General features: G+C 43.0%; 19 protein-coding genes. 5 read left to right on the forward strand and 14 right to left on the reverse strand.

Translation table 11 applies throughout. The features are described 5' to 3' along the window. Positions 1-227: 227 nt before the first annotated feature. From GTQ43_RS06835 to GTQ43_RS06845, 3 genes are read right to left on the reverse strand one after another with little or no spacing between them, the layout of a single operon-like run. Positions 228-1,631, reverse strand: coding sequence for a sensor histidine kinase (locus GTQ43_RS06835; protein WP_265271790.1), 1,404 nt, complete (start codon positions 1,629-1,631; stop codon positions 228-230). A gap of 31 nt (positions 1,632-1,662) precedes the next feature. Beyond that, positions 1,663-3,327: an FAD-dependent oxidoreductase gene (locus GTQ43_RS06840; RefSeq protein ID WP_265271793.1), complete on the reverse strand. Its 1,665-nt coding sequence runs from the start codon at positions 3,325-3,327 to the stop codon at positions 1,663-1,665. Between the two features lie 44 nt (positions 3,328-3,371). Further along, positions 3,372-3,581 (reverse strand): hypothetical protein, encoded by a 210-nt coding sequence (locus GTQ43_RS06845; protein WP_265271795.1) that lies wholly within the window; start codon positions 3,579-3,581, stop codon positions 3,372-3,374. Positions 3,582-4,125: 544 nt separating this feature from the next. Here GTQ43_RS06845 and GTQ43_RS06850 point away from each other — a divergent pair. After that, complete coding sequence (locus GTQ43_RS06850; RefSeq protein ID WP_265271797.1) at positions 4,126-4,668, forward strand: single-stranded DNA-binding protein; 543 nt, start codon at positions 4,126-4,128, stop codon at positions 4,666-4,668. 158 nt (positions 4,669-4,826) lie between these two features. Here the strand turns inward: GTQ43_RS06850 and GTQ43_RS06855 are convergent, their stop codons facing one another. The 4 genes from GTQ43_RS06855 to GTQ43_RS06870 form a co-directional block, all read right to left on the reverse strand. Beyond that, positions 4,827-5,759, reverse strand: coding sequence for an SDR family NAD(P)-dependent oxidoreductase (locus tag GTQ43_RS06855; protein ID WP_265271799.1), 933 nt, complete (start codon positions 5,757-5,759; stop codon positions 4,827-4,829). A 33-nt stretch (positions 5,760-5,792) separates the two neighbouring features. Next, on the reverse strand, positions 5,793-6,929 hold the full coding sequence (locus GTQ43_RS06860; protein ID WP_265271801.1) for a cytochrome P450: 1,137 nt from the start codon (positions 6,927-6,929) through the stop codon (positions 5,793-5,795). 432 nt (positions 6,930-7,361) lie between these two features. Beyond that, positions 7,362-7,925: a TetR/AcrR family transcriptional regulator gene (locus GTQ43_RS06865; RefSeq protein WP_265271804.1), complete on the reverse strand. Its 564-nt coding sequence runs from the start codon at positions 7,923-7,925 to the stop codon at positions 7,362-7,364. Positions 7,926-8,002: 77 nt separating this feature from the next. Continuing rightward, positions 8,003-8,212: a hypothetical protein gene (locus GTQ43_RS06870; protein ID WP_265271806.1), complete on the reverse strand. Its 210-nt coding sequence runs from the start codon at positions 8,210-8,212 to the stop codon at positions 8,003-8,005. Between the two features lie 463 nt (positions 8,213-8,675). Between GTQ43_RS06870 and GTQ43_RS06875 the strand changes: the two genes are divergently transcribed. Beyond that, positions 8,676-10,541, forward strand: a complete 1,866-nt coding sequence (locus GTQ43_RS06875) for an ABC transporter ATP-binding protein (RefSeq protein ID WP_265271808.1) — start codon at positions 8,676-8,678, stop codon at positions 10,539-10,541. Positions 10,542-10,663: 122 nt separating this feature from the next. Here GTQ43_RS06875 and ureG read toward each other — a convergent pair whose 3' ends face one another. From ureG to ureE, 3 genes are read right to left on the reverse strand one after another with little or no spacing between them, the layout of a single operon-like run. Further along, positions 10,664-11,260, reverse strand: a complete 597-nt coding sequence (gene ureG / locus GTQ43_RS06880; protein ID WP_265271810.1) for an urease accessory protein UreG — start codon at positions 11,258-11,260, stop codon at positions 10,664-10,666. Between the two features lie 26 nt (positions 11,261-11,286). Then, complete coding sequence (locus GTQ43_RS06885) at positions 11,287-11,979, reverse strand: urease accessory protein UreF (RefSeq protein ID WP_265271813.1); 693 nt, start codon at positions 11,977-11,979, stop codon at positions 11,287-11,289. Beyond that, positions 11,954-12,400: an urease accessory protein UreE gene (gene ureE / locus GTQ43_RS06890; RefSeq protein ID WP_265271817.1), complete on the reverse strand. Its 447-nt coding sequence runs from the start codon at positions 12,398-12,400 to the stop codon at positions 11,954-11,956. The genes GTQ43_RS06885 and ureE overlap by 26 nt, the downstream gene beginning before the upstream one ends. A 250-nt stretch (positions 12,401-12,650) precedes the next feature. Here ureE and GTQ43_RS06895 point away from each other — a divergent pair, with 250 nt between their 5' ends. Continuing rightward, a complete protein-coding gene (locus tag GTQ43_RS06895) occupies positions 12,651-13,847 on the forward strand; it encodes a DNA cytosine methyltransferase (RefSeq protein ID WP_265271819.1) in 1,197 nt (398 codons plus the stop codon). 8 nt (positions 13,848-13,855) lie between these two features. Here the strand turns inward: GTQ43_RS06895 and GTQ43_RS06900 are convergent, their stop codons facing one another. Continuing rightward, the gene (locus GTQ43_RS06900) at positions 13,856-14,722 is read right to left on the reverse strand and encodes a calcium-binding protein (protein WP_265271821.1); all 867 of its coding nucleotides are present in this window, start codon (positions 14,720-14,722) and stop codon (positions 13,856-13,858) included. A gap of 108 nt (positions 14,723-14,830) precedes the next feature. Next, a complete protein-coding gene (locus tag GTQ43_RS06905; protein ID WP_265271823.1) occupies positions 14,831-16,096 on the reverse strand; it encodes a glycosyltransferase family 4 protein in 1,266 nt (421 codons plus the stop codon). A gap of 151 nt (positions 16,097-16,247) precedes the next feature. Between GTQ43_RS06905 and GTQ43_RS06910 the strand changes: the two genes are divergently transcribed. Continuing rightward, complete coding sequence (locus GTQ43_RS06910) at positions 16,248-16,973, forward strand: DUF429 domain-containing protein (protein ID WP_265273688.1); 726 nt, start codon at positions 16,248-16,250, stop codon at positions 16,971-16,973. Positions 16,974-17,026: 53 nt separating this feature from the next. After that, a complete protein-coding gene (locus GTQ43_RS06915) occupies positions 17,027-17,500 on the forward strand; it encodes an RpiB/LacA/LacB family sugar-phosphate isomerase (RefSeq protein ID WP_265271825.1) in 474 nt (157 codons plus the stop codon). A 197-nt stretch (positions 17,501-17,697) separates the two neighbouring features. On the opposite strand, the gene GTQ43_RS06920 is transcribed toward GTQ43_RS06915, so the two are convergent. Both GTQ43_RS06920 and GTQ43_RS06925 read right to left on the reverse strand, forming a co-directional pair. Continuing rightward, positions 17,698-19,704 (reverse strand): heavy metal translocating P-type ATPase, encoded by a 2,007-nt coding sequence (locus tag GTQ43_RS06920; RefSeq protein WP_265271826.1) that lies wholly within the window; start codon positions 19,702-19,704, stop codon positions 17,698-17,700. A 155-nt stretch (positions 19,705-19,859) separates the two neighbouring features. Then, positions 19,860-22,013: an amylo-alpha-1,6-glucosidase gene (locus GTQ43_RS06925; RefSeq protein WP_265271828.1), complete on the reverse strand. Its 2,154-nt coding sequence runs from the start codon at positions 22,011-22,013 to the stop codon at positions 19,860-19,862. Between the last annotated feature and the right edge of the window lie 65 nt (positions 22,014-22,078).

Genomic DNA, 22,078 nt, shown 5'->3' on the forward strand with positions numbered 1-22,078 from the left:
GTACAAGCTTCTCTGATTTCCGGTTGCAGTGCGTGCGATCGCATTTTTTAACAGTCCTATTCTGGTAAAATATAACACTGTATATTTCAATACAGTCCAGTTAAGGTGATTTGATGAAAATATAAAGATGCCAAATCTGCGATAAATCGCCATCAGGATGAAGGATTGATTATTGTAAAGACGGCGATTTATCGCGTCTCCTGCCTTAACCGAAAAGTATTGGTGCTTCACCCACCTTGAATTGACAAGGGTAAACGAATAGTGAAACAAGTTCTGCCTGGCTGCGACTCAAATGAGAGCGTACCGTGATGGCGATTTTCGACAATCCGGCGAACGGTTTCTAAACCGAGTCCTGAACCACGCCCTACTGATTTAGTGGTAAAGAAAGGTTCAAAAATGCGGGTTTTAATTTCAGGTGGAATTCCCCTACCAGAATCAATGATGTCAATATGGGCAAAGCGATCGCAATGGTGGGTTGTAATTTCCAGCAATCCCTTACCATCCATTGCATCAATAGCATTGTCAATTAAGTTAGTCCACACCTGATTCAGTTCGCTACCATAGGCAAGGATTTTAGGAATATGTCGATCGTAATTGCGTTGTACTTGGATGCCGCACTTGAGTTGATAAGCAAACAATCGCAATGTATCTTCTAAACCTTGATGCACATTCACTTCTTGCTGAACCCCTTGATCGAGGTAAGTATAAGACTTCATTGCTTGTACAAGTTCAGAAATCCTCTCGGCTCCTCGCAAACCATGTTTAATCATTGATATGACTTCAAAGGAGAGTGATAGCCAGTGCAATCCCATTTCTCGCAATTCAGTATTGTCATTGCGCCAACGTTCCATGAGTCGATCTAAGGTTTCAACCTCAACACCGCCTTCCGCTAGAGGTTCTGCTAATTTCCATGCTTGCTTGACACCATAATCTTCTAACCATTCCAACAATACGGTTTCGCGATCGCTTAGTGTCACCGGATCTAAACGGTTATTTAAAATCGTATCATAGCCCCGATCCCTTACTCCCATCCAGTTTTGAGTATGGTCTTGGTCAACATTACGTTGCCCATAAACTAAATTCATTCGTTGTAACTCCAAAATAGCGGCTGGCATTTCTTCTAAAGTCCGAACGAGGGCTGAAGCTGGATTGTTGAGTTCATGAGCTAAACCGGCGGCAAGTGTCCCTAAAGCTGCCATCTTTTCCCGTCCCCGAATAAAGGACTCTAGTCCCCGCAGATGACGTTCCATAATGCGGAAAACCATCCGCTCAAAATCACGACATTCATGTAGGAGTTTCCGAAAATCTTCTGCTCTAATTTCATAGAGGTGACAATTTGTCAATGCCCGCACTGTCACAGGTACTGGTTCATCTGTGAGGACTGGAATTTCACCAAAAAAGGATGGGGCTTCATGCTGCCCGATTGGAATTTCAACTCCTTCACTGCGCCGGGTAAGATTCATTTTACCTTTGACTAGGATAAATAAGCCGCGTCCCGGATCTCCTTCATGGGTCAACACTTCTCCTGTGCCCAGTTCAACTGTTTGAGCGCGATCGCAAACCCACTCCAATTGCTCTTGAGAAAGCTGTTGAAACGGGTCTAAGTCGATCAATTCTTCAATACACAACATGAATCAACCTCCTTCATTTTTCCTGTTTCAGCTAAACATTGCTCAAATAGCGGTGAACAAATTGAATCGCGATCGAACCTTCACCCACACCGGATGCTACCCGCTTAATTGACCCGGCTCGCACATCTCCGGCTGCAAAGATGCCAGGAACATTGGTTTCTAGTAAGAAAGGAGAGCGTTCTAAATGCCAACCTGGTGGAGATTTACGATTATTTATTAAGTCGGGGCCTGTGATGATAAACCCCTGAGCATCGCGTTGAATAACACCATCAAGCCAATCAGTTTTGGGGATAGCACCGATGAAGATAAAAAGCGATCGCGCTGGCACGATTTCGGTTTGTCCAGTCTTGGTATGAGCGATCGCAATTGCTTCTAAATGTTCATCTCCCTTTACTTCCACAACGTTGCAACCTGTGCAAACTTTAATATTTGCAGTGGCCGCAATCTGGTCAATTAAATATTGGGACATAGTCAATGAAAGAGACTCACCCCGCACCAACATAATCACTTTTTTGGCATACTTAGAAAAATGCATTGCTGCTTGTCCGGCAGAATTTGCCCCACCTACTAGGTAAACCTCTTCATTACTACAGGCAATCGCCTCGGTCATGGCAGCACCGTAATAAATTCCGGCTCCTGTCAACTTTTCGGCTCCTGGGACATTTAGCCAACGGTAGGAAACGCCAGTTGCAACTAAAAGTGCATGGCAACTAATCTCGCTACCATCGGCCAATTGCAGAACCCGATAAGGATCTTGCAGCCTAACTCCGGTGACTATTTGAGGAGTGAGAATTTCTACCCCAAATCGCCGCGCCTGAGTCACTCCCCGCCTAGCCAAGTCGTTGCCGCTCAAGCCAACAGGAAACCCCAGATAGTTTTCAATGCGCGAACTCGTTCCGGCTTGACCACCTGGTGCTTCTCGCTCAATTAAGACTGTACTCAATCCCTCAGAAGCGCCATAAACAGCAGCGGCTAGTCCAGCAGGGCCAGCCCCAACGATCGCCAAGTCATAAAATGGTCGCTCTGCCTGGGTTTGCAGTCCAATTTGGGCAGCAATCTCTAAATTAGATGGTTGGATTAATTGGGAACCATCGGGAAACAGCACCAAGGGCAATTGTTGTCTGCCATCAGTTTGTGCATATTCTACTAATTTTGCTGCATCCGGTTCCAGTTCAATATCCAACCACTTGTAAGGAATCTGGTTACGCGCCAGGAAGTCTTTTACCTGATGGGAAAAAGGCGACCAGCGATTACCAATGACTCGAATCCCTGTAAAGGGGGGGTAAAATCCCGCTAGCCAATCATCTAACAAATCATCCAAAACCGGATATAGTCGCTCCTCCGGTGGATTCCAGGGCTTAAGTAAGTAGTAATCAATTCTGGCACTATTGATTGACTTAATAGCGGCATCTGTATCTGCATATGCCGTCAGCAAAGCACGTTTCGCATCAGGAAAAATGCTTTTTGCCTGTTCTAGAAACTCCACACCTCCCATCTGTGGCATTCTTTGATCGACCAAAAATAGAGCAACTGCTTCATTCCGCAATTTGAGTTGCTGCACCGCCTCCAGAGCGGTAATACCGGAATCTGCCCGGACAATGCGGAAGCGATCGCCATACTGATGCCGCAAGTCTCGTGACACCGCTTGCAACACTTCTGGATCGTCATCAACGGTTAAAATTGCAGGTTTTGCCATAACTACTGTTACTTCAGGATTACAGTCCCTAGCCGTCAAAATATCTACTGTTTAACCAGTTGCTTTAAACGGAAGTATGCCTCTTCTGGTGTCAGCGCTTCTGATTGACTTTCGTTAGGTATATAAAATACCCAGGTATCAGGAAAGTAATGTACTACAAAGCTGGGAATCAGACCCAAACTTACTGCTTGCTTTCCAAGTTTCTCGGCTTGCTCCTCTAAACTCAATTGGTCATGAAATGCTTGTTCAGCCATACTTTTCATCTCCCTAAACTTTATTTGAACCTGAAAAAACCTTCAATACCTAAGTAATTCACCATGTTTCAGAATGAGCTTGAGAATATTTGGTTAGTAGACCTGAATAATTTCAAATATGCTTTTGTAGAAAATCATAAAGCTATTTTGGTCATTGTATCTAAGATACGAAAAGTTCAAAAACGGTTATTGCGCCAGTTCTCACCTCAAATAGCACCTTTGTACCACCTGCTTTTTTGCGCTTCCCCATCTTGTGCAACCTTCCAGCTAGGTAATTTTTACCAAGAATTTTTGATATTCTGAAATTAGTGGTACACTTATACTACTCATTGCAGAATTGAATGCTCAATTTAGTCAAGCGAGAGTGGCGGGCGGTATATTTAATGCTGTTCAAAGCGATCGCTTGGCTTTTATGCTAGAAATAACTAAAAACTAGGCATTATTAAAAAATGCAAACAATTACACATATCTAGATATTAATTGGCACTACATAGAAAAATCCCTGTTTTGGAATCAGTACTTTTTGCAGTTAGGAGTAATTTTAATGAATAGTTGCGTTTTAATGGCGGAAATTATCAACGAGCCGCAACTCCGCTACACAGCCGATAATTTGGGAGTTACGGAGATGCTGGTGCAGTTTCCCAATTCCTTGAAACCAGAAGATCCGCCAGCCACCCTAAAAGTTGTCGGCTGGGGGAATTTAGCGACAGAAATTCAGCAAAACTACCACCAAGGCGATCGCGTCATCCTAGTAGGGCGTTTAGGCATGAATACTGTTCCGATGGAAGGTTTTAAAGAAAAACGCGCTGAATTGACGGTGCAACAAATTCAACCTGTTGGAGGTAGTTTTAATACCGATCCATTGCCTTCAGCAAACATAACTCCATCATTCACTGAAACTGCTCCCCGACAAACATCTTCAGCATCTCGTCCTCCACAGAAAGATGTTCCCACTTACGAGTCAGCACGTCCAGCACCTACCCCAGCGCCAAGTTACGAACCCGTACCCCAACCCACAAATTACGAGCGAACCACTTATCCAGCAGTGAAAGAGCAAGAACCAGATCCAGATGATATCCCCTTCTAAAGTTGCTAGTTGAGCGATCGCTTCTCTCCTATTCATGAGAAGCGATGCCTGGGTTGGGCTACGCCTACGCCCATTTCAACTATTCCTATAACAGAACACTCAAGCTTTCCAGTCCATTTACCAACAGTGTTGAAATTGGTTTAAGAATCTGGGTTGAGTCAACCCGAAGATGAGGAAATCTTTTTCTTAAATTCAAATTTCACATCGGTTAGTTTTTCCGATACAACCCATAGTTTTTTAGCGATCGCTTTGTCTTTGGATAATTCGTTCGTTTCGGCTTTTATTGGATAGCCGCGCATCGTCATAAACCCATTGGGGCCGAAATGTTCCGCGCCTTTCAAGTCTGCTTCGATTGCCGCCCGCAAGGTTGGTAATGCGCCCATCGTGATATCTTGAGCAAAGATGCTGCTGAGATATTCCATAATGCCCCAAGTTCTCTGCAATTCGGTTGCCGTCCAGCCTGGATGCGAGGCGGTTACAAGTATGTTGATACCATTATCTTTTAGTTTTCGGTCGAGTTCGTAGGTAAAGTAAAGGTTGGCAAGTTTGCTGTCGCCGTAGGCTTTCCATTTGTCATAACTTCTCTTTTCCCAATTCAAATCATCGAAATCTATCTTGCCCATAATATGTGCGCCGCTGGAAAGATTGACAATTCGTGAGCCTTCCGTGCCGATCAAAAGTTGCAAAAGCTGTCCCGTCAAAGCAAAATGTCCGAGATGATTAGTGCCGAACTGCAATTCAAAACCGTCTGTCGTTTTTGAATACGGCGGAATCATCACACCCGCATTATTAATCAATAAATCCAGATGCAAATAATTTTTCTGAAAGTTTTCAGCGAAATTTTTAACTGATGCTAAATTTGCCAAATCAAGTTGCATCACCTTTACATCAGCATCTTGATTCTGTTGAAGAATTTTTGCCAATGCCTTGTTTCCTTTGTCCAAATTGCGAACCGCAATGATTACAGACGCTTGTTTATTAGCTAAAACCCGCGCTGTTTCATAACCGATGCCGCTACTCGAACCCGTTACAATTGCTACTCTTCCTTTTTGACTCGGAATATTTTTTGCGTTCCAATTTTGATTTTTCATTTTATTTACTCCTACTTAATGAATCGAATATTTCTATAACAGAACACTCAAGCTTTCCAGTCCATGTACCAACAGTGTTGGAATTGGTTTAAGAGGCAATTTTGAGTCAACGCTAAGGTTAGGAAATTCTTCCAGCAAAGCTTTCAGCGCAATCTTGGCTTCTAGTCGAGCTAAAGGTGCGCCCAAACAGAAATGAATTCCATTACCAAAGGCAAGATGTTTATTAGGTTCTCGATCAATGATCAAGCGATCGCCATTCTCAAACTTAAGTTCATCTCGATTGGCAGAACTTATCCATAGCCGCACAAGTTGCCCTTGAGGAATTATCTGGTCTCCAATTTGGGTTTCTACTTGGGTGTATCGTTGTAAGTAAGTAATCGGGGAGCGATAACGCAGTACTTCTTCAATTGCAGTCGGTAATATAGACAAGTCATTCCGTAATCGTTGGTTTTCATCGGGATACTCATGCAGACACCAAATGCTATTTGTAATTAAATTAGTTGTAGTTTCATTACCAGCTACCAAGAGGATCATGCAAAAATCAACGAGTTCCTGTGCGGTCAACTTTTCTCCCCCTTCATAAGCCGTAATTAAATCACTAATTAAGTCTTTCTTTGGATGCTTTTGCCGCTCATTCAGTAATTGGCGGAAATAGTCAGCCATATCTTTAATATCAGTTTGATCTCTAGCTATGATCCCGTCTGACCAGCGTTTGAAATCTTCCCGATCTTGAAAGGGTATACCGAGAATTTCTGCAATCACGATTATCGGCAGCGGAATTGCGAAAGCGTGTACTAAATCGACCTGTTTGTGTTGCTTCATTTGCTCCAACAACTCGTGAGTAAGTTCGGTAATCCGAGGAGCCAATGCTTCAACTCGATTTTCAGTAAATACCTTCTGTACTATTGAGCGCAGTGATTTATGTTTAGGCGGATCGGTGGAGACCAAAGACTGAGTGAAATCTTTTTGTTCGGGGGGTTGCGGAACTTTAGATGAAAAGGTTTTCCATTCGCTTAATACCCGTGCCACGTCGTCATAGCGAAACACCATCCAACATTGATGCTCTCTGTCGTAGAAAACAGGCGCTTCTCGACGCATTTTAGCCAACCAAGAAAAAGGACTGAGTAGGAATTGTGAATCGGTCGGTAAGAATTGTAAAACGGCAGTCATAAAAATCTCCTTCATTGTGTAAAAAATTGCAGGTTGAACTGAGTCGGATGCTGTTACGATCTGGTACATCATCGACTATCAAAAATCTGTTGTGTAATTACGGAGTCAGGGGTAGAGCAATCGCGCTGACTCCAGATGTAATCAACACAGCTATGACAAAAATCTCTAGACGCAAACACCCTCTTAGAGGATGTTTGAAAAGTCATGATTTATGTATCAAATATTCTTTTACCCCACCCTAACCCTCCCCGATATATTGGGGAGGGAACCGGATTTCCCTGTTTCCCCCTTTATACCGGATTTCCTTGTTTCCCCCCTTTACAAGGGGGGATTAAGGGGGGTAATCATTCGATTAGTATCACAAGAACTTTTCAAACGACTTCTTAGGAAAGCGCCCAAATCAAGCCTTTTTAAAACTGTCTTAATTACGAATTACTCTCGCGCCAGTTTCAGCAGAGTTTCAATTACCTGCTTTTGCAAAGACTCCTCCGGGACTCCAAGACCAAAGAGGTGGACAAAGGATAGACCATTGATCGCTAGATAAATTACAGTTGCGATCGCTGGATCGAGTCCACTTGCTTCAATTTGCCGTTGCCAATCAGCAAAGTTTTCTTGAGCTGGCTTAAGTAATTCTGGATTTTCAGCAACTGCTGCTAGCAAACTAAATTGAATTGCACTAGAGTGACCATCAAACTTTCCATGCGATCGGATATAGGCTCTGAGCCAATGTCCTGGTGTATTCGGTGCATCATCTTGCTCCAATTCATGCGAGAGTGATACTGCCTTTTGATCAATTAGCTGTTGCAACATCCCAGCAATCAAGGCTTCTTTGTTGGGAAAATGGTAAAGTAATCCACCTTTACTGACACCTGCTTCGCGGGCAACTGCCTCCAATGTCAATGCCTTTGAACCATGTGCTACCATCACTCGCCCTGCTGCTTCTAGCAATGCATTACGGGTGACAGATGTAGATTTTGTTTTTTTGGTAGCAGTCATAGAGCTTGAATGATGGAACTAGTTAAATTGTCCGGTGAACACAGTTTATCTGGCAACGAGATTGTCAATATCTTCTCTCATTGCTTCATCTGTGGGGCAGCAAGGCTAGGATTAGATTTATTGGGACTGCTTGCTCTGTTTGAAAATCGGTGGGATGTAATCATCCAGTGTAAAGTTTCATCCAACAAATCTGTAGCACGTCGAACCTGCAAATTTTGAGACAGCAACGAATTGCTATAACAACTGAAAGTAGTTTGATTAGCAAAGGGATTTGCAATGGTAAACATAATATTCTCAATCCAAGATTGATAGAGATTGGATTCAAGTATCTACTACTAAAATACCGTCTGGACGGTTTATAAATATAAAGTACCGTCCAGACAGTATAGTGTCAAGTAGCAGTTTGAGATTTTGGATAATTAATTCCTTGGAAGTGCCTAACTTAGGATTGCAGACTGGCGACGTTCCTTAATCAATTTACGGATTTGCTCTCCTGGCTGTTTTGTCTGTGGTGGCAACTTTCTGTAGTTATATAGTGCTATGTAAAGACTGGAACTCTGAAAAGAGAGGATACCATGAGCCGATCGCAATTTGCAGAAATTGCAAGCAGTTCTATATCGCAAATGCGTGTATATTGTGGAAGTATGTGAAAAACTGCCAAGAAGTGTAAAAACCAAATTTACTTACATATACATCAGAACTATTGTTAAAATCCAAATAATTTTAAGATAATATTCATACCCAACTCCTATGAGAGAAACTGTCCTAGAGGTTCGCAATCTCCAAGTTGAATTTCCCGGTGATGGAAACATTAACAGAGCTTTGGATGGTATTTCCTTTGGGCTGCATCGAGGTGAAACTCTAGGAATAGTAGGAGAATCGGGGAGTGGTAAATCGGTGACAGCCTTAGCTGTGATGGGTTTGTTGCAAACTCCCGGTATAGTTACTGGCGGTGAAATCTGGTTTCGTCCGCAGGAGAATGGCAAAGCAATCGATTTGGTTAAATTGCCTCCTGAACAAATGCAGTTACACCGGGGTGGCGACATCGCCATGATTTTTCAAGAACCGATGAGTTCGCTGAATCCAGTCTATAACATTGGATTTCAGCTAATAGAAGCAATTATGCGGCATCAAAATGTGTCAGCAGCCCAAGCACGACAAATTGCGATCGCAGGTTTGCAAGAAGTTAAACTTTTACCTAGTGATGAGGAGATCCAGCAGCAGTATACCGAAACTTCATCAAAACCAGAACCATCAAAATTAGCACGGTTGCTTAAAGAACACAAAGAAGCCATGCTGGAACGCTACCCTCATGAACTTTCTGGGGGTCAGTTGCAACGGGTGATGATTGCAATGGCAATTTCTTGCAACCCATTAATCTTAATTGCCGATGAACCAACCACAGCTTTAGATGTGACGGTGCAAGCGACTATTTTGGAGTTATTGCGAGAATTGCAACAAAGTCGTGACATGGCAATGATTTTCATCACCCACGATTTGGGGTTAATTTCGGAAATTGCTGACGAAGTAGCGGTGATGTATAAAGGCAAAGTTGTCGAATCTGGTACTTCTCGGCAAATTTTCAGCACTCCCCAGCATCCATATACTAAAGGTTTGATAGCTTGTCGCCCCACACTCAACCGCCGTCCCCAAAAATTACTCACCGTTTCTGACTACATGAGTGCAGAAGAGACAGCAACGGGACTAGTAGTAATTCAGCCGAAAGAACCCGCACAACCTACAGAAGTCACCACAGAAGAGATTGCTGCAAGATTGGCAAACTTCGATAAAAAGGAACCCCTGCTGCAAATCCGCAACCTGAAAGTTGGTTTTCCGGTGCGCGGGGTATTTGGTGGGACAAAACGCTACAATATGGCAGTGAATGGCGTTTCTTTTGATGTCAAACCAGGGGAAACACTAGGTTTGGTGGGAGAATCTGGTTGCGGGAAAACCACCCTTGGTAGAACCTTGCTGCGCTTGATTGAACCGATGAGTGGTCAGATTATCTTTGAAAAACAAGATATTACTAGCCTCAAGGGAGAACGGTTGCAAAAACTGCGGCGGGAAATGCAAATAGTTTTTCAAAATCCTTTTAGTTCCCTTGACCCACGGATGAAGATTGGGGACGCGGTGATGGAACCGTTGTTAATTCACACCGTTGGTAAGACTAAGCAACAACGAAGGCAGCGAGTAGCCGAACTTTTAGAACGGGTGGGGTTGAATGCAGATGCGATTAACTTCTATCCGCATCAGTTTTCTGGTGGTCAACGCCAACGGATTTGTATAGCTCGTTCTTTGGCATTGAATCCTAAGTTTATCATCTGCGATGAATCAGTTTCGGCGCTGGATGTTTCAGTACAGGCGCAGGTATTAAATCTCCTTAAAGAATTACAGTCAGATTTTCAGCTTACTTATATCTTTATTTCTCACGATTTAAGTGTGGTTAAATTTATGAGCGATCGCATTTTAGTCATGAATCGCGGTCAAATTGTTGAAGAAGGCACAGCCGAAAGCATTTACTTGGAACCTAAAGAGGAATACACGCAAAAATTAATTGCTGCAATTCCTACTGGTAGTGCTGAACGGGTGCGAAGTCGTCATCTGAGGGCTTTATAGTCAACATTAGAACCAGGGCGTGTTACACCCCTTAATTCCCCCAATGTATTGGGGGGAAATAAGAAATTAAATCTGGTTCCCTCCCCTTGTAAAGGGGAGGGTTATGGTGGGGTTCTCCGGCTTTAACAGATATTTGTGCAAACAAAGTTAATTACATCTGGAAGTCCAGACTGAGTTTTCAAATTAGTAAAAATAAAAGGTTTATCCCCACGCATTTTTTTAGCATCTCGTTCCATCACGCTTAAATCTGCACCGACATAAGGTGCTAAATCAATTTTGTTAATTACCAACAAATCAGACTTGGTAATACCGGGGCCACCTTTGCGAGGAATTTTATCACCAGCGGCAACATCAATGACGTAAATTGTTAAATCCACCAATTCGGGACTAAAAGTAGCAGCCAAATTATCGCCACCACTTTCTAAAAACACTAAATTCAAATCGATAAAACGTTCTTCTAATTGTTCAATTGCCGCCAAATTCATCGAAGCATCTTCGCGGATAGCAGTATGAGGACAACCACCAGTCTCTACACCCAAAATGCGATCGCTATCCAATGCCTGAGAACGTACTAAAAACTGAGCATCCTCTTGAGTATAAATATCATTCGTCACTACCGCAATCTGATAATGCTCGCGTAATCCCTTACATAAAGCATCCACCAAAGCCGTCTTCCCCGAACCCACCGGGCCAGCAACTCCCACTCTAAATGCATTCATAACTCCAAACTCCTAACTCCTAACTCCTAACTCCTAAACAACCTTGTATACTGTGTTTCATGCTGCATACTCGCCAGCGACAAACCCCAACTACAACAGGCGAGTTCATCATCTTCCAACGCGAGAATTTGTAACGCCGCAGTGCTAAATAATGGTTGCAAATCTAGCAATAACCTCTGTCCTGCGGTTTGTCCAAGGGGAATAAGTTTCACGCCAGCAGTAATCAAATTACTTGCCCAACTATGCAGATATCCGAGTAATGCGGCTTTGATGCTAATTTGCCAATGGGCAACGGCAATACCAAAAGCGATCGCATAATTGCAAGGATTACCGACAGCATCGGCAATAGGTATAGTTTGCGGTTCTAGTTTACCAAGTAATTGGATCAGCGATCGCCCCATCTGCCAACTAGAGGCGCGTAATTCTTCTGTTTCCCTTGCAGCGGATAACCAGAGATTCCAACGGCATAGCGACTCTACATCATTCATTTTTGCCGATTGCTGCGATCGTACCATCACCGCCGCTTCTAAGCGAATTGCCCCATACAGCAACTCTGCTTTTAACCAATCTTTGAGATTTGTGTGGCTAGCGATCGTACCATTTTCCACCAGCATTTCCAAGCCTTCAGAATAGCTATATGCTCCCACAGGCAAAGCAGGGCTAGCTAACTGCAAAATACTCAAAAGATGGCTATCAGTGAGTATGATGGTGTTGTCCATAAGCTCCTAATTCTGGCTGAAACGGTAAAATTTCCTCTTTAACTTCTAACCCCAGTTGTTCCAACATCGTGCGTAAAACTGAATCTGACGACAGGCGTAAATAAGTTGGAGTAATTTCTACAGGTACATGACGATTTCCTAAATGGTATGCTGCCCGTAGTAATAAAAGTGGTGTTTGGGCAAAGGCCGTCAGCACTATTTCTGGTTTAGCAGTAATTCTGATTAAACTGCTATGGGTTTCTTCTTGAATAATATCGCCATCGTGTAAAACAGTTCCTCTGGGTAAATGTAAAAACACAACTTTACCGTCTTCCGTTTCAAAGCGATGACGACTACGGGTACGTTCTTCTGCTGTCAGCGCCAGAGTTAAGGTGACTACAGCATTGTGATTAGGTGGTTTAAGTTGGGTAAATGTCAGCATAAGAGCTTCGCCTGAACTTTGCTTTTTATTATGGTTCTAATTTAAACATCAAAACCTCAATAATGTTCATAGGACTTACACAAAATTAAACGCTGGCGGGGTAATACCCCTACCTGAAAATCAAGGTCTTTTTGCGATCGCTAATGAATGTGTTTTGATAAATAGCGATCGGATTAATCATAATTCACCAAAACTAAACTTATAGTTTACAATATATCCTAATTAAGCTTAATTTGATATATTGTATCAAATGCAAGAAACACAACTTTCTTTTTTTTCTAACGAAGATGATCGAGAACCTCCTAAAAAACAAAAGAAACCTAAGTTAGGACGTTATGAACGTATCCAACGAGAATTAGAGAAAAATGATCCAGATCCATATAAGGTATATATTGATGTTGATTCAGTATCAATATCATCATCTCAATACACCTTTATAGATTTATTCTGCGGAGCCGGAGGAATAACCCAAGGTCTAGTTCAAGCTGGATTTAAACCATTAGCTAGTGTTGAAATCAATCCAATTGCTTCTGCAACTCATCAAAGAAATTTTCCACATAGTCATCATTTTTGTGGTAACATCGAACAATTTTCTTCCCAAGATTTAATACAAAAAATCGGTTCACCTGAGATACATCTTGTTGTTGGTGGGCCACCATGTCAAGGCTTTTCTGTAGCAGGGAAACGCGACCCTAAAGACCCTCGAAATCGGTTATTTTATGAGTTTGTGCGAGTTGTATCAGAAATACGTCCCTGGTATGTAGTAATGGAAAATGTACCAGGAATTCTGACAATTCAAAACGGGAATGTGAAGCAAGCAATTATTGAAGCTTTTGAATCTATTGGCTATCCTCATATATCTATAGCAATTCTGGAATCTGCTGCTTATGGAGTTCCACAAATTCGCCCAAGAGTCATCTTTATTGCTAACAGATTTGGAATGCCAAACCCTTATCCCAAAGCTCAGTTATTACCCAAAGAATATAAACCTATTGAGTCAGCTATTTCTGATTTACCAGCATATACCCCAATTCCAGAGATTAACCATGTATGGACTAAGCATTCACCTGAGTATATGGAACGAATTGCTAAAGTTCCTCCTGGTGGTTCTTTATATACAAAATATGTGGATGCTTTCAAGCGTCAATATCCTGGCAAACCAAGTATGACTGTTAAAGAAAATCATGGTGGTACTCATATTCACCCATATTTAAACCGGGTTATTTCCGCTCGTGAAATGGCAAGATTGCAGACATTTCCAGATTCCTTTATTTTTGAAGGTTCTATGAAAAAGGCTATATGGCAAATTGGAAATGCTGTACCACCACGTTTAGCAGAGTGCATTGGCTACGCACTTATTCCCTATCTAAATAATATTGCAGTTAATCTCAGTTCTGTAGGGGCAATTCATAAATTGCCCCTACATTTGGTACTTGATAAACTTTAAAATAAAATTTACCTCTCTGCTAAACCTACCTGTCCTCCAATTAGCCCCAGAAAACCTGTGCCAAAGTGCTGAATCTCTAAAAAACTTGCTTGCTCTGGTGAAGTTTTGTAAATCTTGAATGTCTTCATAATCCCCAAAGTAGCAGCACTTTCTAGAGGGCCAATAAAACTAATATCTCTGTCAAGAAAATAAGATTGATTAGCCCATTGAGTCATTTGATTTGCATTCAAAAAGTAGCAGCCAGCGTGAGGGTTGAGGGCACGATGAAAGGTAATTGGTAAGTTCATAATTGCACCCTTGAGTTCCTGTTGCTCCTGTACATTTTGAAAGGAAGCAGTTACTCTGAAAGCCAAATCGCCATCAATATAAGCTTTATGAACCAAACCATAAGGGGAAACTTCGTAACGATTTGGCTGGAGCAAATTTAAATCACTGGTTTGTTGGGTAAACCAGTTTAATTTTATAAAAAACCAAGGGTCATAAATAATTAGATCGTCTTCTAGAAAGCAGTAGTAATCATACTGACCGAGAAAACTTTGCAGAACAGCTTGACATTCAAACCCTAAAAGCATAGGTTCTACATTAGTAGAATGATGCTGATATAAATGGGATGGCAAGGAAAGCTGATTCAGAAGATGATTATCTTTAGTTGTGCAAATAACAATATCTATTTCGTGGGACTGGGGTTGGTTAGCAGGGAAAGCTATTCGTTGAGCAATATTAATGATCCTTTGAGATTTACCAAATAATTCGTGTAAGGTGGTAAGGCTTTTAGTTAACGCCTGTAATCGGGGTTGTGGGTCTTTGCGTTGGGAAGCATGACGGCCATCGCTGCTAGGTTTGAAAAAATGGGCAATGGTAAAAATAATTCGCATTGAGTCTATTAATTTATTATTTGTAAATATCCTTGCTTTATTGCTTTTGACCAATTAAAAAACTTCAATTTACCCAAAATTTCGGGAAACTCAACCCCAAAGAATCATTCAATTTCTGCCAAATCCTTTAGGGCTTAGGCGATTTTTCAAACTCTGAGAATTTTTGCCAGCGAACATCCATTGTAAATGCTGTGGTAACAGTTTTGCTAAATCATAATGCTTTATAATTGTCTCTCGCGCATTCGCACGAATGGCATTCATTTCTTGAGGATTATTTAGCGCCTCTTCAATACGATTAGCAATATTCTGTGGAGAAAAGAAATCTACCAGTAGTCCATTTACTCCATCCTGAACGACCTCCAATACTGGCGCAGTTCTAGAAGCTATTAGTAAACATCCTGCTGCCATTACTTCTAACATTGACCAGGATAAAACAAAAGGACGGGTTAAATAAATATGAGCAGAAGAAGCTTGCAAAACCTGAAGGTATTCGTTGTAAGGTAGCCTATCTGTAAAGTGAAGCCTCGATAAATCCAAAGATGATTTTAATTTTTCTAGCATTAATTTTTTATAAGTCTGACCATCGGGAAGATTCTTTCCATAAGCCACCCTATCTTCTCCCACAACTACTACATGGCACTTAGGTCTTCGCTGTTGAATTAGCGCCACTGTTTCCATAAACTGGGGAAAACCTCTATAAGGTTCCATCCCTCGCCCCACATAAGTTACCAACTCTTCTACATGGGAAAGGTCAAGATTTATTCTTGGTAAAACTAACTTTGCGCCTGGTTTGGGAACAAAATAATTGGTATCAACACCATCATGAATGACAGTGAGTTTGCTATGATATTCTTTAGGAAACTGCTGACACTGCCAATGGGTTGGAGAAAGACCGCGATCGCAGCTATATAAATCAGTCAAAATCGGCGTATTTTTCACGCGGATGCGACATTCATCATCAGCATTTAGTGGTTCATTAGGATCAAAATCTGCATCTGAGCCATGAGCGTGATAAAACCACTCGAAATAACATAATAATTCTGCTTTGGGAAAAACATCTTTCATAAATAAAGTTGGCCCCCAACCAGAATGGCCGTAGACTATATCTGGAAAGAAACCCTCAGATTTTAATTTTTCTGATACCCGATAGACAGCCTGTGCCGTAAGAACGGCATTTTCCAGACTGCGAACATAATGGTGGGTTTGGGGAGCCGCTTCACGAGAAGGAGTGTAAAGGGCCTTATAAACGCCAGGTATTTCTCCTTCACGACGATTTGTCCCAAAGACGACTTTGCAATTAGGATCTCTACCTAAAACTGTCGCAAGGTTGCGAAATTGCGAGGGAAAATTGGGATGTAAAAATAAAATCTGCATTGGAATAATCTTGATTAATTTATTGCCAGATAAAATAAATTAAGACAATCTTTTTAAGATTATAAGATTATTTTCCCCGATTTTTAGCAAGTAAATTTAGGTAAATGGTTGCCCGAAAGTGCGAAAATAATCGCAAACTCGTGTTATGACAATGAAGTTTATTGGCATTGATTTAGGCTGGCGATCGCAACCAAGTGGACTATGCTGTTTAGAATGGATAGATGGGCAACTGCAATTACTTGAATTAAACCGCAAAGAAGCCATTGCAGACATCCTTACTTGGATCGATTCCAGCGTCCAACCAGAGGAACCAGCCATCATCGCCGTAGATGCGCCTACTCTCATCCCCAACGCTACCGGGAGTCGCCTCCCCGACAAACTCAGTCACAAATACTTTGGTAAATATCATGCGGGTTGCTACCCAGCAAATCAAAACCTACCCTTCGCCGATCGCACCATCAACTTTGGTTTAGAATTAGAATCACGCGGTTTTGCCCACGCCCCCACCATCGAACCGCAAAAACTCAGCAGATATCAAATAGAAGTCTTCCCCCACCCAGCAATCGTTAACCTATTCAACCTAGAACGCATCCTCAAATACAAAAAAGGACGACTCAGCGAACGCCGCCTAGAACTAATCAAACTCCAAAATTATCTTCTAGATATTCTCCCCTCCTTCTCTCCTCCTCTGCGCCTCTGCGGTTCGTTCCCTCTTGAAATCCCCACCACAGGCGCAGCCCTCAAAGCAACCGAAGACCAACTAGATAGCCTAATTTGCGCTTACGTTGCTGCATACTGGTGGTATTGGGGAGAACACCGTAACTTAGTATTAGGCGATCGCACCACAGGCTACATTATCATCCCTCAAAGAATTTAAGCAAAGGCTTCGCGTATGCTGATAAAAGTAACTTGGTCAAGAATCAAACAGTTATGAAAATCGCTATTGGCAGTGATGAACGCACCAACCTTACTGACAGAGTACTCCAAGAACTTAAACAGCGTGGCCATGAAGTTATAACCTGTGGTTCTCTAGCCGAGAATGATTTAGAAGTTGATTGGCCCCTCAGCTGTAGTAAAGTTGCTTTGGCGGTAGCAACCCAGAAAGTAGATGAGGGGATTGTCTTTTGTTGGACTGGTACTGGTGCATCTATTGCTGCCAACAAAGTTTCAGGGATACGTGCAGCTTTGTGCCATGATGCTGAAACTGCACGCGGGGCGCGTATTTGGAATCACGCGAATGTCCTTGTATTAAGTTTACGGGCAACTACAGAAGCGATCGCTAAAGAAATATTAGATGCCTGGTTCACCACGCCCTATTCTGAAGATGACTGGAATCTGCTACAAATAGAGCGGATTAGACAGTTAGAGAAAGTGCTTTATAAGGAATATGCCGAAAACCCTTGAGGAACAGCAACGTAGTTGCGTATTCCGTACTTCAGGCAAGGGATGAAGGCTAGCTGAGTCCTTTAGGACTCCGTGAAGTTTGGGCATACCGGAATTTACGCTACAGGAGATTTGCCCTCTTGGGCGATTGGCGCAAGCCTGTCGTCTAACGGCGAGTCTATGAATGTAGAATCCCTGTCACTTTAGTGCGGGGAGTGTCAATTCAGCAATCTCAAACCACTGAGGGTAACTAAGACTGTAGAACCTTCATGGCCAATTACGCCAATGGGTAGGTTAATACTTCCGAGAAAGTTGCCCACCAAAAGCAACATAATAAAACCCAACGCTACGACTATATTCTGTTTGACTATGAATTGCGATCGCCTACCCAAATGCATTGCTACGGCAATTTTTTCTAATTTGTCTGCCATCAATACTATATCTGCGGTTTCCAATGCCACATCACTACCAGATATTCCCATCGCTATACCCACAGATGCTTGGGCTAAAGCTGGTGCATCATTAATTCCGTCTCCCACCATTGCGACAGTTTGATATTGTTGCTGTAGACGGCGAATCACATCTAGCTTATCTTCTGGTAGAAGTTGAGCATAAACCCGATCGATTCCGACTACTTTGGCGACACTGTGAGCAGTTTCTTCATTATCTCCAGTTAACATAACAATTTGTTCAACTCCCAGCTTCTTTAACCGGGTAATGGTTGCGGCTGCTTGCGATCTTACTTCATCTGCGATCGCAATTACACCCATCACCTCAAATCCGGCTCCCCTCCCTGCTAGCGGGGAGAGGTTGGGGGTGGGGTTCTTCGCTACCCATACCACAGTTTTACCTTCTTTTTCCAAAGATTGAGCTATTTTTCGCAATTCTTCAGGTAAATTTGTCACATACCGTTGTACAAAAACGGCATTGCCCACAATTATCTGTTGTTCTTGAGCAATTCCCACAATTCCCTGTCCTGGTATTGCTTGCACTTGGATTGCACCAACCAAATCCAAATCACCCTTCGGGTTCAACAGTTTCGACTCGACGGGAACCGCCAAGACTCGAACTGTTTCACCAGCCGCCTCCACAATTGCCTTACCGATGGGATGTTCTGAATAGGATTCCACGCTAGCGGCGGCTTTTAATACATCTGATTTGGTGTATTCACTAACTGATATTATTTTGAATACCTGCAACTGTCCTGTTGTCAGAGTACCAGTTTTATCAAATGCGATCGCTCTCACTTTGCCAATCTTCTCCAATTGCGCCCCATTCTTAAACAAAATCCCCTGTCTTGCACCATTGGCAATCCCTGAAAGCAGTGTGGGCATAATTGCAGCCATCAGCGCACAGGGAGAAGCAACCACCAAAAAAGTAAGCGCCCGATAAATGGTAGTTTCCCAATCCCAACCCCAAAGGAATGGCGGTAAAGTTGCCAACAATATCCCGGCTACTACAATGACTTTGGCATATCCCTTTTCAAAGCGATCGATAAACTCTTGCGAAGGCGGTGCTTCTGTCTGCGCCTGTTCTACTAAGCGAATCACCCTCTGAATCAAACTACTTTGGGCTGGTTTGTGTACCTTAATTTGCAATGCCCCATAGCCGTTGAGTGTGCCGGCAAATACTTCTGCACCCACTGTTTTCTCTACAGGTAAAGACTCGCCTGTAATCGCAGCTTGATTGAGGGTGCTGTAACCAGATAAAATTATCCCATCAGTAGGAATTAGTTCTCCGGGTTTGACGACAATCTCATCACCCACTTTTAACTGACTGATAGGAATTTCCTCTTCTTTTCCCTGAAGCAGAACTCTTGCTGTATCTGGTGTCAAACTCATCAAACTGCGGATACTGCGCTCAGTTCGCGCCATTGCATAGCCTTCTAGTGCGCCACTGATGGCAAAGATCAGAATCAAAATTGCCCCATCAATAATTAGATGATATTCTCGCCGCCATAAGCCGAGGCTAGCAGCACCAATCGCCGCCACAATCATCAGCAAATCGACATCGAGTTCCTTTTCTTTGAAAAGGGTAGTTAATCCTTCCCGCGCACTTTCGTAACCACCAATCACGTAAGCAGCCGGTAGGAGTAGGAACGCTAATCCCAACCAGCCGAGATGCAAAGCGAACCATCCGAGAAATAGCAGTAAGCCACACAAAAGAGCTGCTAAAGTATCTGCGTGTTCTCTGGTGAATTGGCCCAAACGTTGGGGGTAGAGCATGAGAGATCAATTAACAAGGACTCTCTCACGGTAAACCTTGACATCAATGTTAATGTCAAGGTTTATAATAATTTTGAAATGCAGAGTGAGTAGGTTTCCAGAGTGATTTTATTTGTTGTTAAGTAGTAATGCAAAATTAAATATATAATTACGAATTATTTTTGTACGTGGCGGATTACCTCAGCAACTGACCAAGCTTGAGCGATCGCTCCTCTGGGTGTGTGAGGTGCATCGCCATCAAAAATCTCAGAAATAGAACCAATACAAGCCTCAGAAGAGAAGTGATCTAGAAGAGGTTGCCAATCAAAAGGTAGCGATCGCTGTGGGTAAAAGCGTCGCCAAGCCCGAATATAAGGGCCAACTAGCCAAGCCCAAATAGTTCCTTGATGATAGGCGCGATCGCGTTGCTCTTGATTACCCTCATATCTCCCTTTGTATTCGGGATCTCCTGGATCGAGACTGCGAAGACCATAAGGGGTAAGCAAACTGGCAGTTGCCAAATCTAGTGTCTGACACCCTTGCTGTTCAGAAAACCCACAATGATGGAGCGAGAGTGCTAAAACAGCATTGGGACGAATTTGAAAATTCCGGCGATCGTCCGGTTCAATGGTGTCATATAAATAACCTAGCTGAGGATTCCAGAACTTTTGCAGCGAGGTTTTAACTTGTTGTGCTTGCAGAGTATAACGCTGTGCTTGCTTGCCAAGACGCACTGGATCGCCAAACTTCAGGTTACTCAATCGTTCTGCCCACTGACTCAGCCAACATAAAGCTGAATACCACAGCGCATTGATTTCTACTGGCTTCCCGTGACGCGGAGTGACAGGGTATGCTCCAATTACCACATCCATCCAAGTGAGAGCTACGCCACGAGCATCCCAACTAATTAGTCCATCAATAGCATCAACCTGGATATTGTAGCGTGTACCGCCAACAAAGGCTTTGTGGATTTGTTGGACTACAGAGAATTGCTCTGCCAAAAACTCCCAGTCTTGGGTAGCTTCCAAATAAAGTCCTAAAGTTTCAATCCACCACAGTGCCGCATCGATACTGTTATAAACTGGTTCGTCATCGTTATCAGGAAAAGCATTAGGAATCAAGCCGTGGCGACAGTAATGCCCAAAAGTTCGCAATACTCCTTTTGCCAAATCAAAGCGCTGTGGAACTAGTGCCAACCCAGGTAAGGCGATTAATGTATCGCGTCCTCGATTATTAAACCACTGATAACCAGCAATGACTGTGGGGCCTGCAATTGAGGCTCGATAAACGATAAACTGATCGCTTGCTTTGAGTAGTTGTTGCCAGATTGGAGATTGGGCATGGGGTATTGGGTATGGGGCATTGGGGAGTGCGGATAGATTTTTTATTACTCCTTTGCCTCCAGCACTCCATCCAAAAATCTGGGAGAGTCTTTCTTGCTCTATCTCCACGGCTTCTGCAAAGGTTTCGGAGGTGAGAATGCCTGTCATTGAGTCGGGAAAACCTACTCGTGCTTCTAGAGTCACTGTATCTCCTGGTTGCAGTGTAACTATCAAGTAACCAGGACTATAGAGGTCTTCCTTGTCGCCTAATCCCCGTTTTGTCTCCTCAGACAATCCATAATTCCAATACCAAAATGCATCTGGTTGATAATTTCCTTGTGTCCAGCGCAAGTACCAAGGTATACCGAAATGCCCAGAATTTTTTGCTTGTAGACAAACTTGTTGTTGCCCAAGCAATTCTGAGAATTGTAATCCGGGAATAGCAGTTTGCTGGCGATGAAGATTGCGTTCTGCAATCAGCAGTCGCAGCCGTAAAATTGCTGTATCACTTCCGTCATAGCGATATTGGATCAAAATTCGATGGCAAAATTGGGCGGGGGTATTGGGCATGGGGCATTGGGCATGGGGCATGGGGCGTGGGGTAGAGGATAAGCTCCTCCCATCTGCTCCCTCTTGCCTACTCCCAATTCCCCACTCCCCACTCCCTTCCCAACCATAAGGCATCATCAATTGTCTGGTTAACTGCCAGTTATCCTGACCCCAAGTCCATTTGGGAACTGGGTTAATATCAAAACAGCGCAGCAGTTTATAGCCTGTCAGTTCAATCTGATCGTTCCCCCAAACATTTGTCCCTAACGCTACAACGCGCCCAGACAGTTCTAAGCTAGCGTCTAGGTGCGAAAATAGCAGAGTCCGCCCACAAGGAGGGTTTGTCGCGGTAAACAACCAACCGTGATAAGTGCGCGTGCGAACATCAGAAACTGTACCACTGGCAAAACTTCCTAAGCCATTGGTAAGCAACCATTCTCTTGTATCTAAATCAGGCATTGGCTACTCAAAATCGTTATGAGTATGATATAGTCGTAACAGATCGTAATTAAACTGTGAGAGCG

Source organism: Nostoc sp. KVJ3 (assembly GCF_026127265.1).
Classification (GTDB): Bacteria; Cyanobacteriota; Cyanobacteriia; order Cyanobacteriales; family Nostocaceae; genus Nostoc.

What these genes read in the sequence shown, in the direction of transcription:
- GTQ43_RS06875 (WP_265271808.1), top strand. Translation starts at nt 8,676, where the DNA reads ATGAGAGAAACTGTCCTAGAGGTTCGCAATCTCCAAGTTGAATTTCCC.
- GTQ43_RS06870 (WP_265271806.1), bottom strand. Translation starts at nt 8,212, where the DNA reads ATGTTTACCATTGCAAATCCCTTTGCTAATCAAACTACTTTCAGTTGT.
- GTQ43_RS06900 (WP_265271821.1), bottom strand. Translation starts at nt 14,722, where the DNA reads ATGCGAATTATTTTTACCATTGCCCATTTTTTCAAACCTAGCAGCGAT.
- GTQ43_RS06860 (WP_265271801.1), bottom strand. Translation starts at nt 6,929, where the DNA reads ATGACTGCCGTTTTACAATTCTTACCGACCGATTCACAATTCCTACTC.
- ureE (WP_265271817.1), bottom strand. Translation starts at nt 12,400, where the DNA reads ATGCTGACATTTACCCAACTTAAACCACCTAATCACAATGCTGTAGTC.
- GTQ43_RS06865 (WP_265271804.1), bottom strand. Translation starts at nt 7,925, where the DNA reads ATGACTGCTACCAAAAAAACAAAATCTACATCTGTCACCCGTAATGCA.
- GTQ43_RS06850 (WP_265271797.1), top strand. Translation starts at nt 4,126, where the DNA reads ATGAATAGTTGCGTTTTAATGGCGGAAATTATCAACGAGCCGCAACTC.
- GTQ43_RS06845 (WP_265271795.1), bottom strand. Translation starts at nt 3,581, where the DNA reads ATGGCTGAACAAGCATTTCATGACCAATTGAGTTTAGAGGAGCAAGCC.
- GTQ43_RS06840 (WP_265271793.1), bottom strand. Translation starts at nt 3,327, where the DNA reads ATGGCAAAACCTGCAATTTTAACCGTTGATGACGATCCAGAAGTGTTG.
- GTQ43_RS06895 (WP_265271819.1), top strand. Translation starts at nt 12,651, where the DNA reads ATGCAAGAAACACAACTTTCTTTTTTTTCTAACGAAGATGATCGAGAA.
- GTQ43_RS06920 (WP_265271826.1), bottom strand. Translation starts at nt 19,704, where the DNA reads ATGCTCTACCCCCAACGTTTGGGCCAATTCACCAGAGAACACGCAGAT.
- GTQ43_RS06885 (WP_265271813.1), bottom strand. Translation starts at nt 11,979, where the DNA reads ATGGACAACACCATCATACTCACTGATAGCCATCTTTTGAGTATTTTG.
- GTQ43_RS06905 (WP_265271823.1), bottom strand. Translation starts at nt 16,096, where the DNA reads ATGCAGATTTTATTTTTACATCCCAATTTTCCCTCGCAATTTCGCAAC.
- GTQ43_RS06915 (WP_265271825.1), top strand. Translation starts at nt 17,027, where the DNA reads ATGAAAATCGCTATTGGCAGTGATGAACGCACCAACCTTACTGACAGA.
- GTQ43_RS06910 (WP_265273688.1), top strand. Translation starts at nt 16,248, where the DNA reads ATGAAGTTTATTGGCATTGATTTAGGCTGGCGATCGCAACCAAGTGGA.
- GTQ43_RS06855 (WP_265271799.1), bottom strand. Translation starts at nt 5,759, where the DNA reads ATGAAAAATCAAAATTGGAACGCAAAAAATATTCCGAGTCAAAAAGGA.
- GTQ43_RS06925 (WP_265271828.1), bottom strand. Translation starts at nt 22,013, where the DNA reads ATGCCTGATTTAGATACAAGAGAATGGTTGCTTACCAATGGCTTAGGA.
- GTQ43_RS06835 (WP_265271790.1), bottom strand. Translation starts at nt 1,631, where the DNA reads ATGTTGTGTATTGAAGAATTGATCGACTTAGACCCGTTTCAACAGCTT.
- ureG (WP_265271810.1), bottom strand. Translation starts at nt 11,260, where the DNA reads ATGAATGCATTTAGAGTGGGAGTTGCTGGCCCGGTGGGTTCGGGGAAG.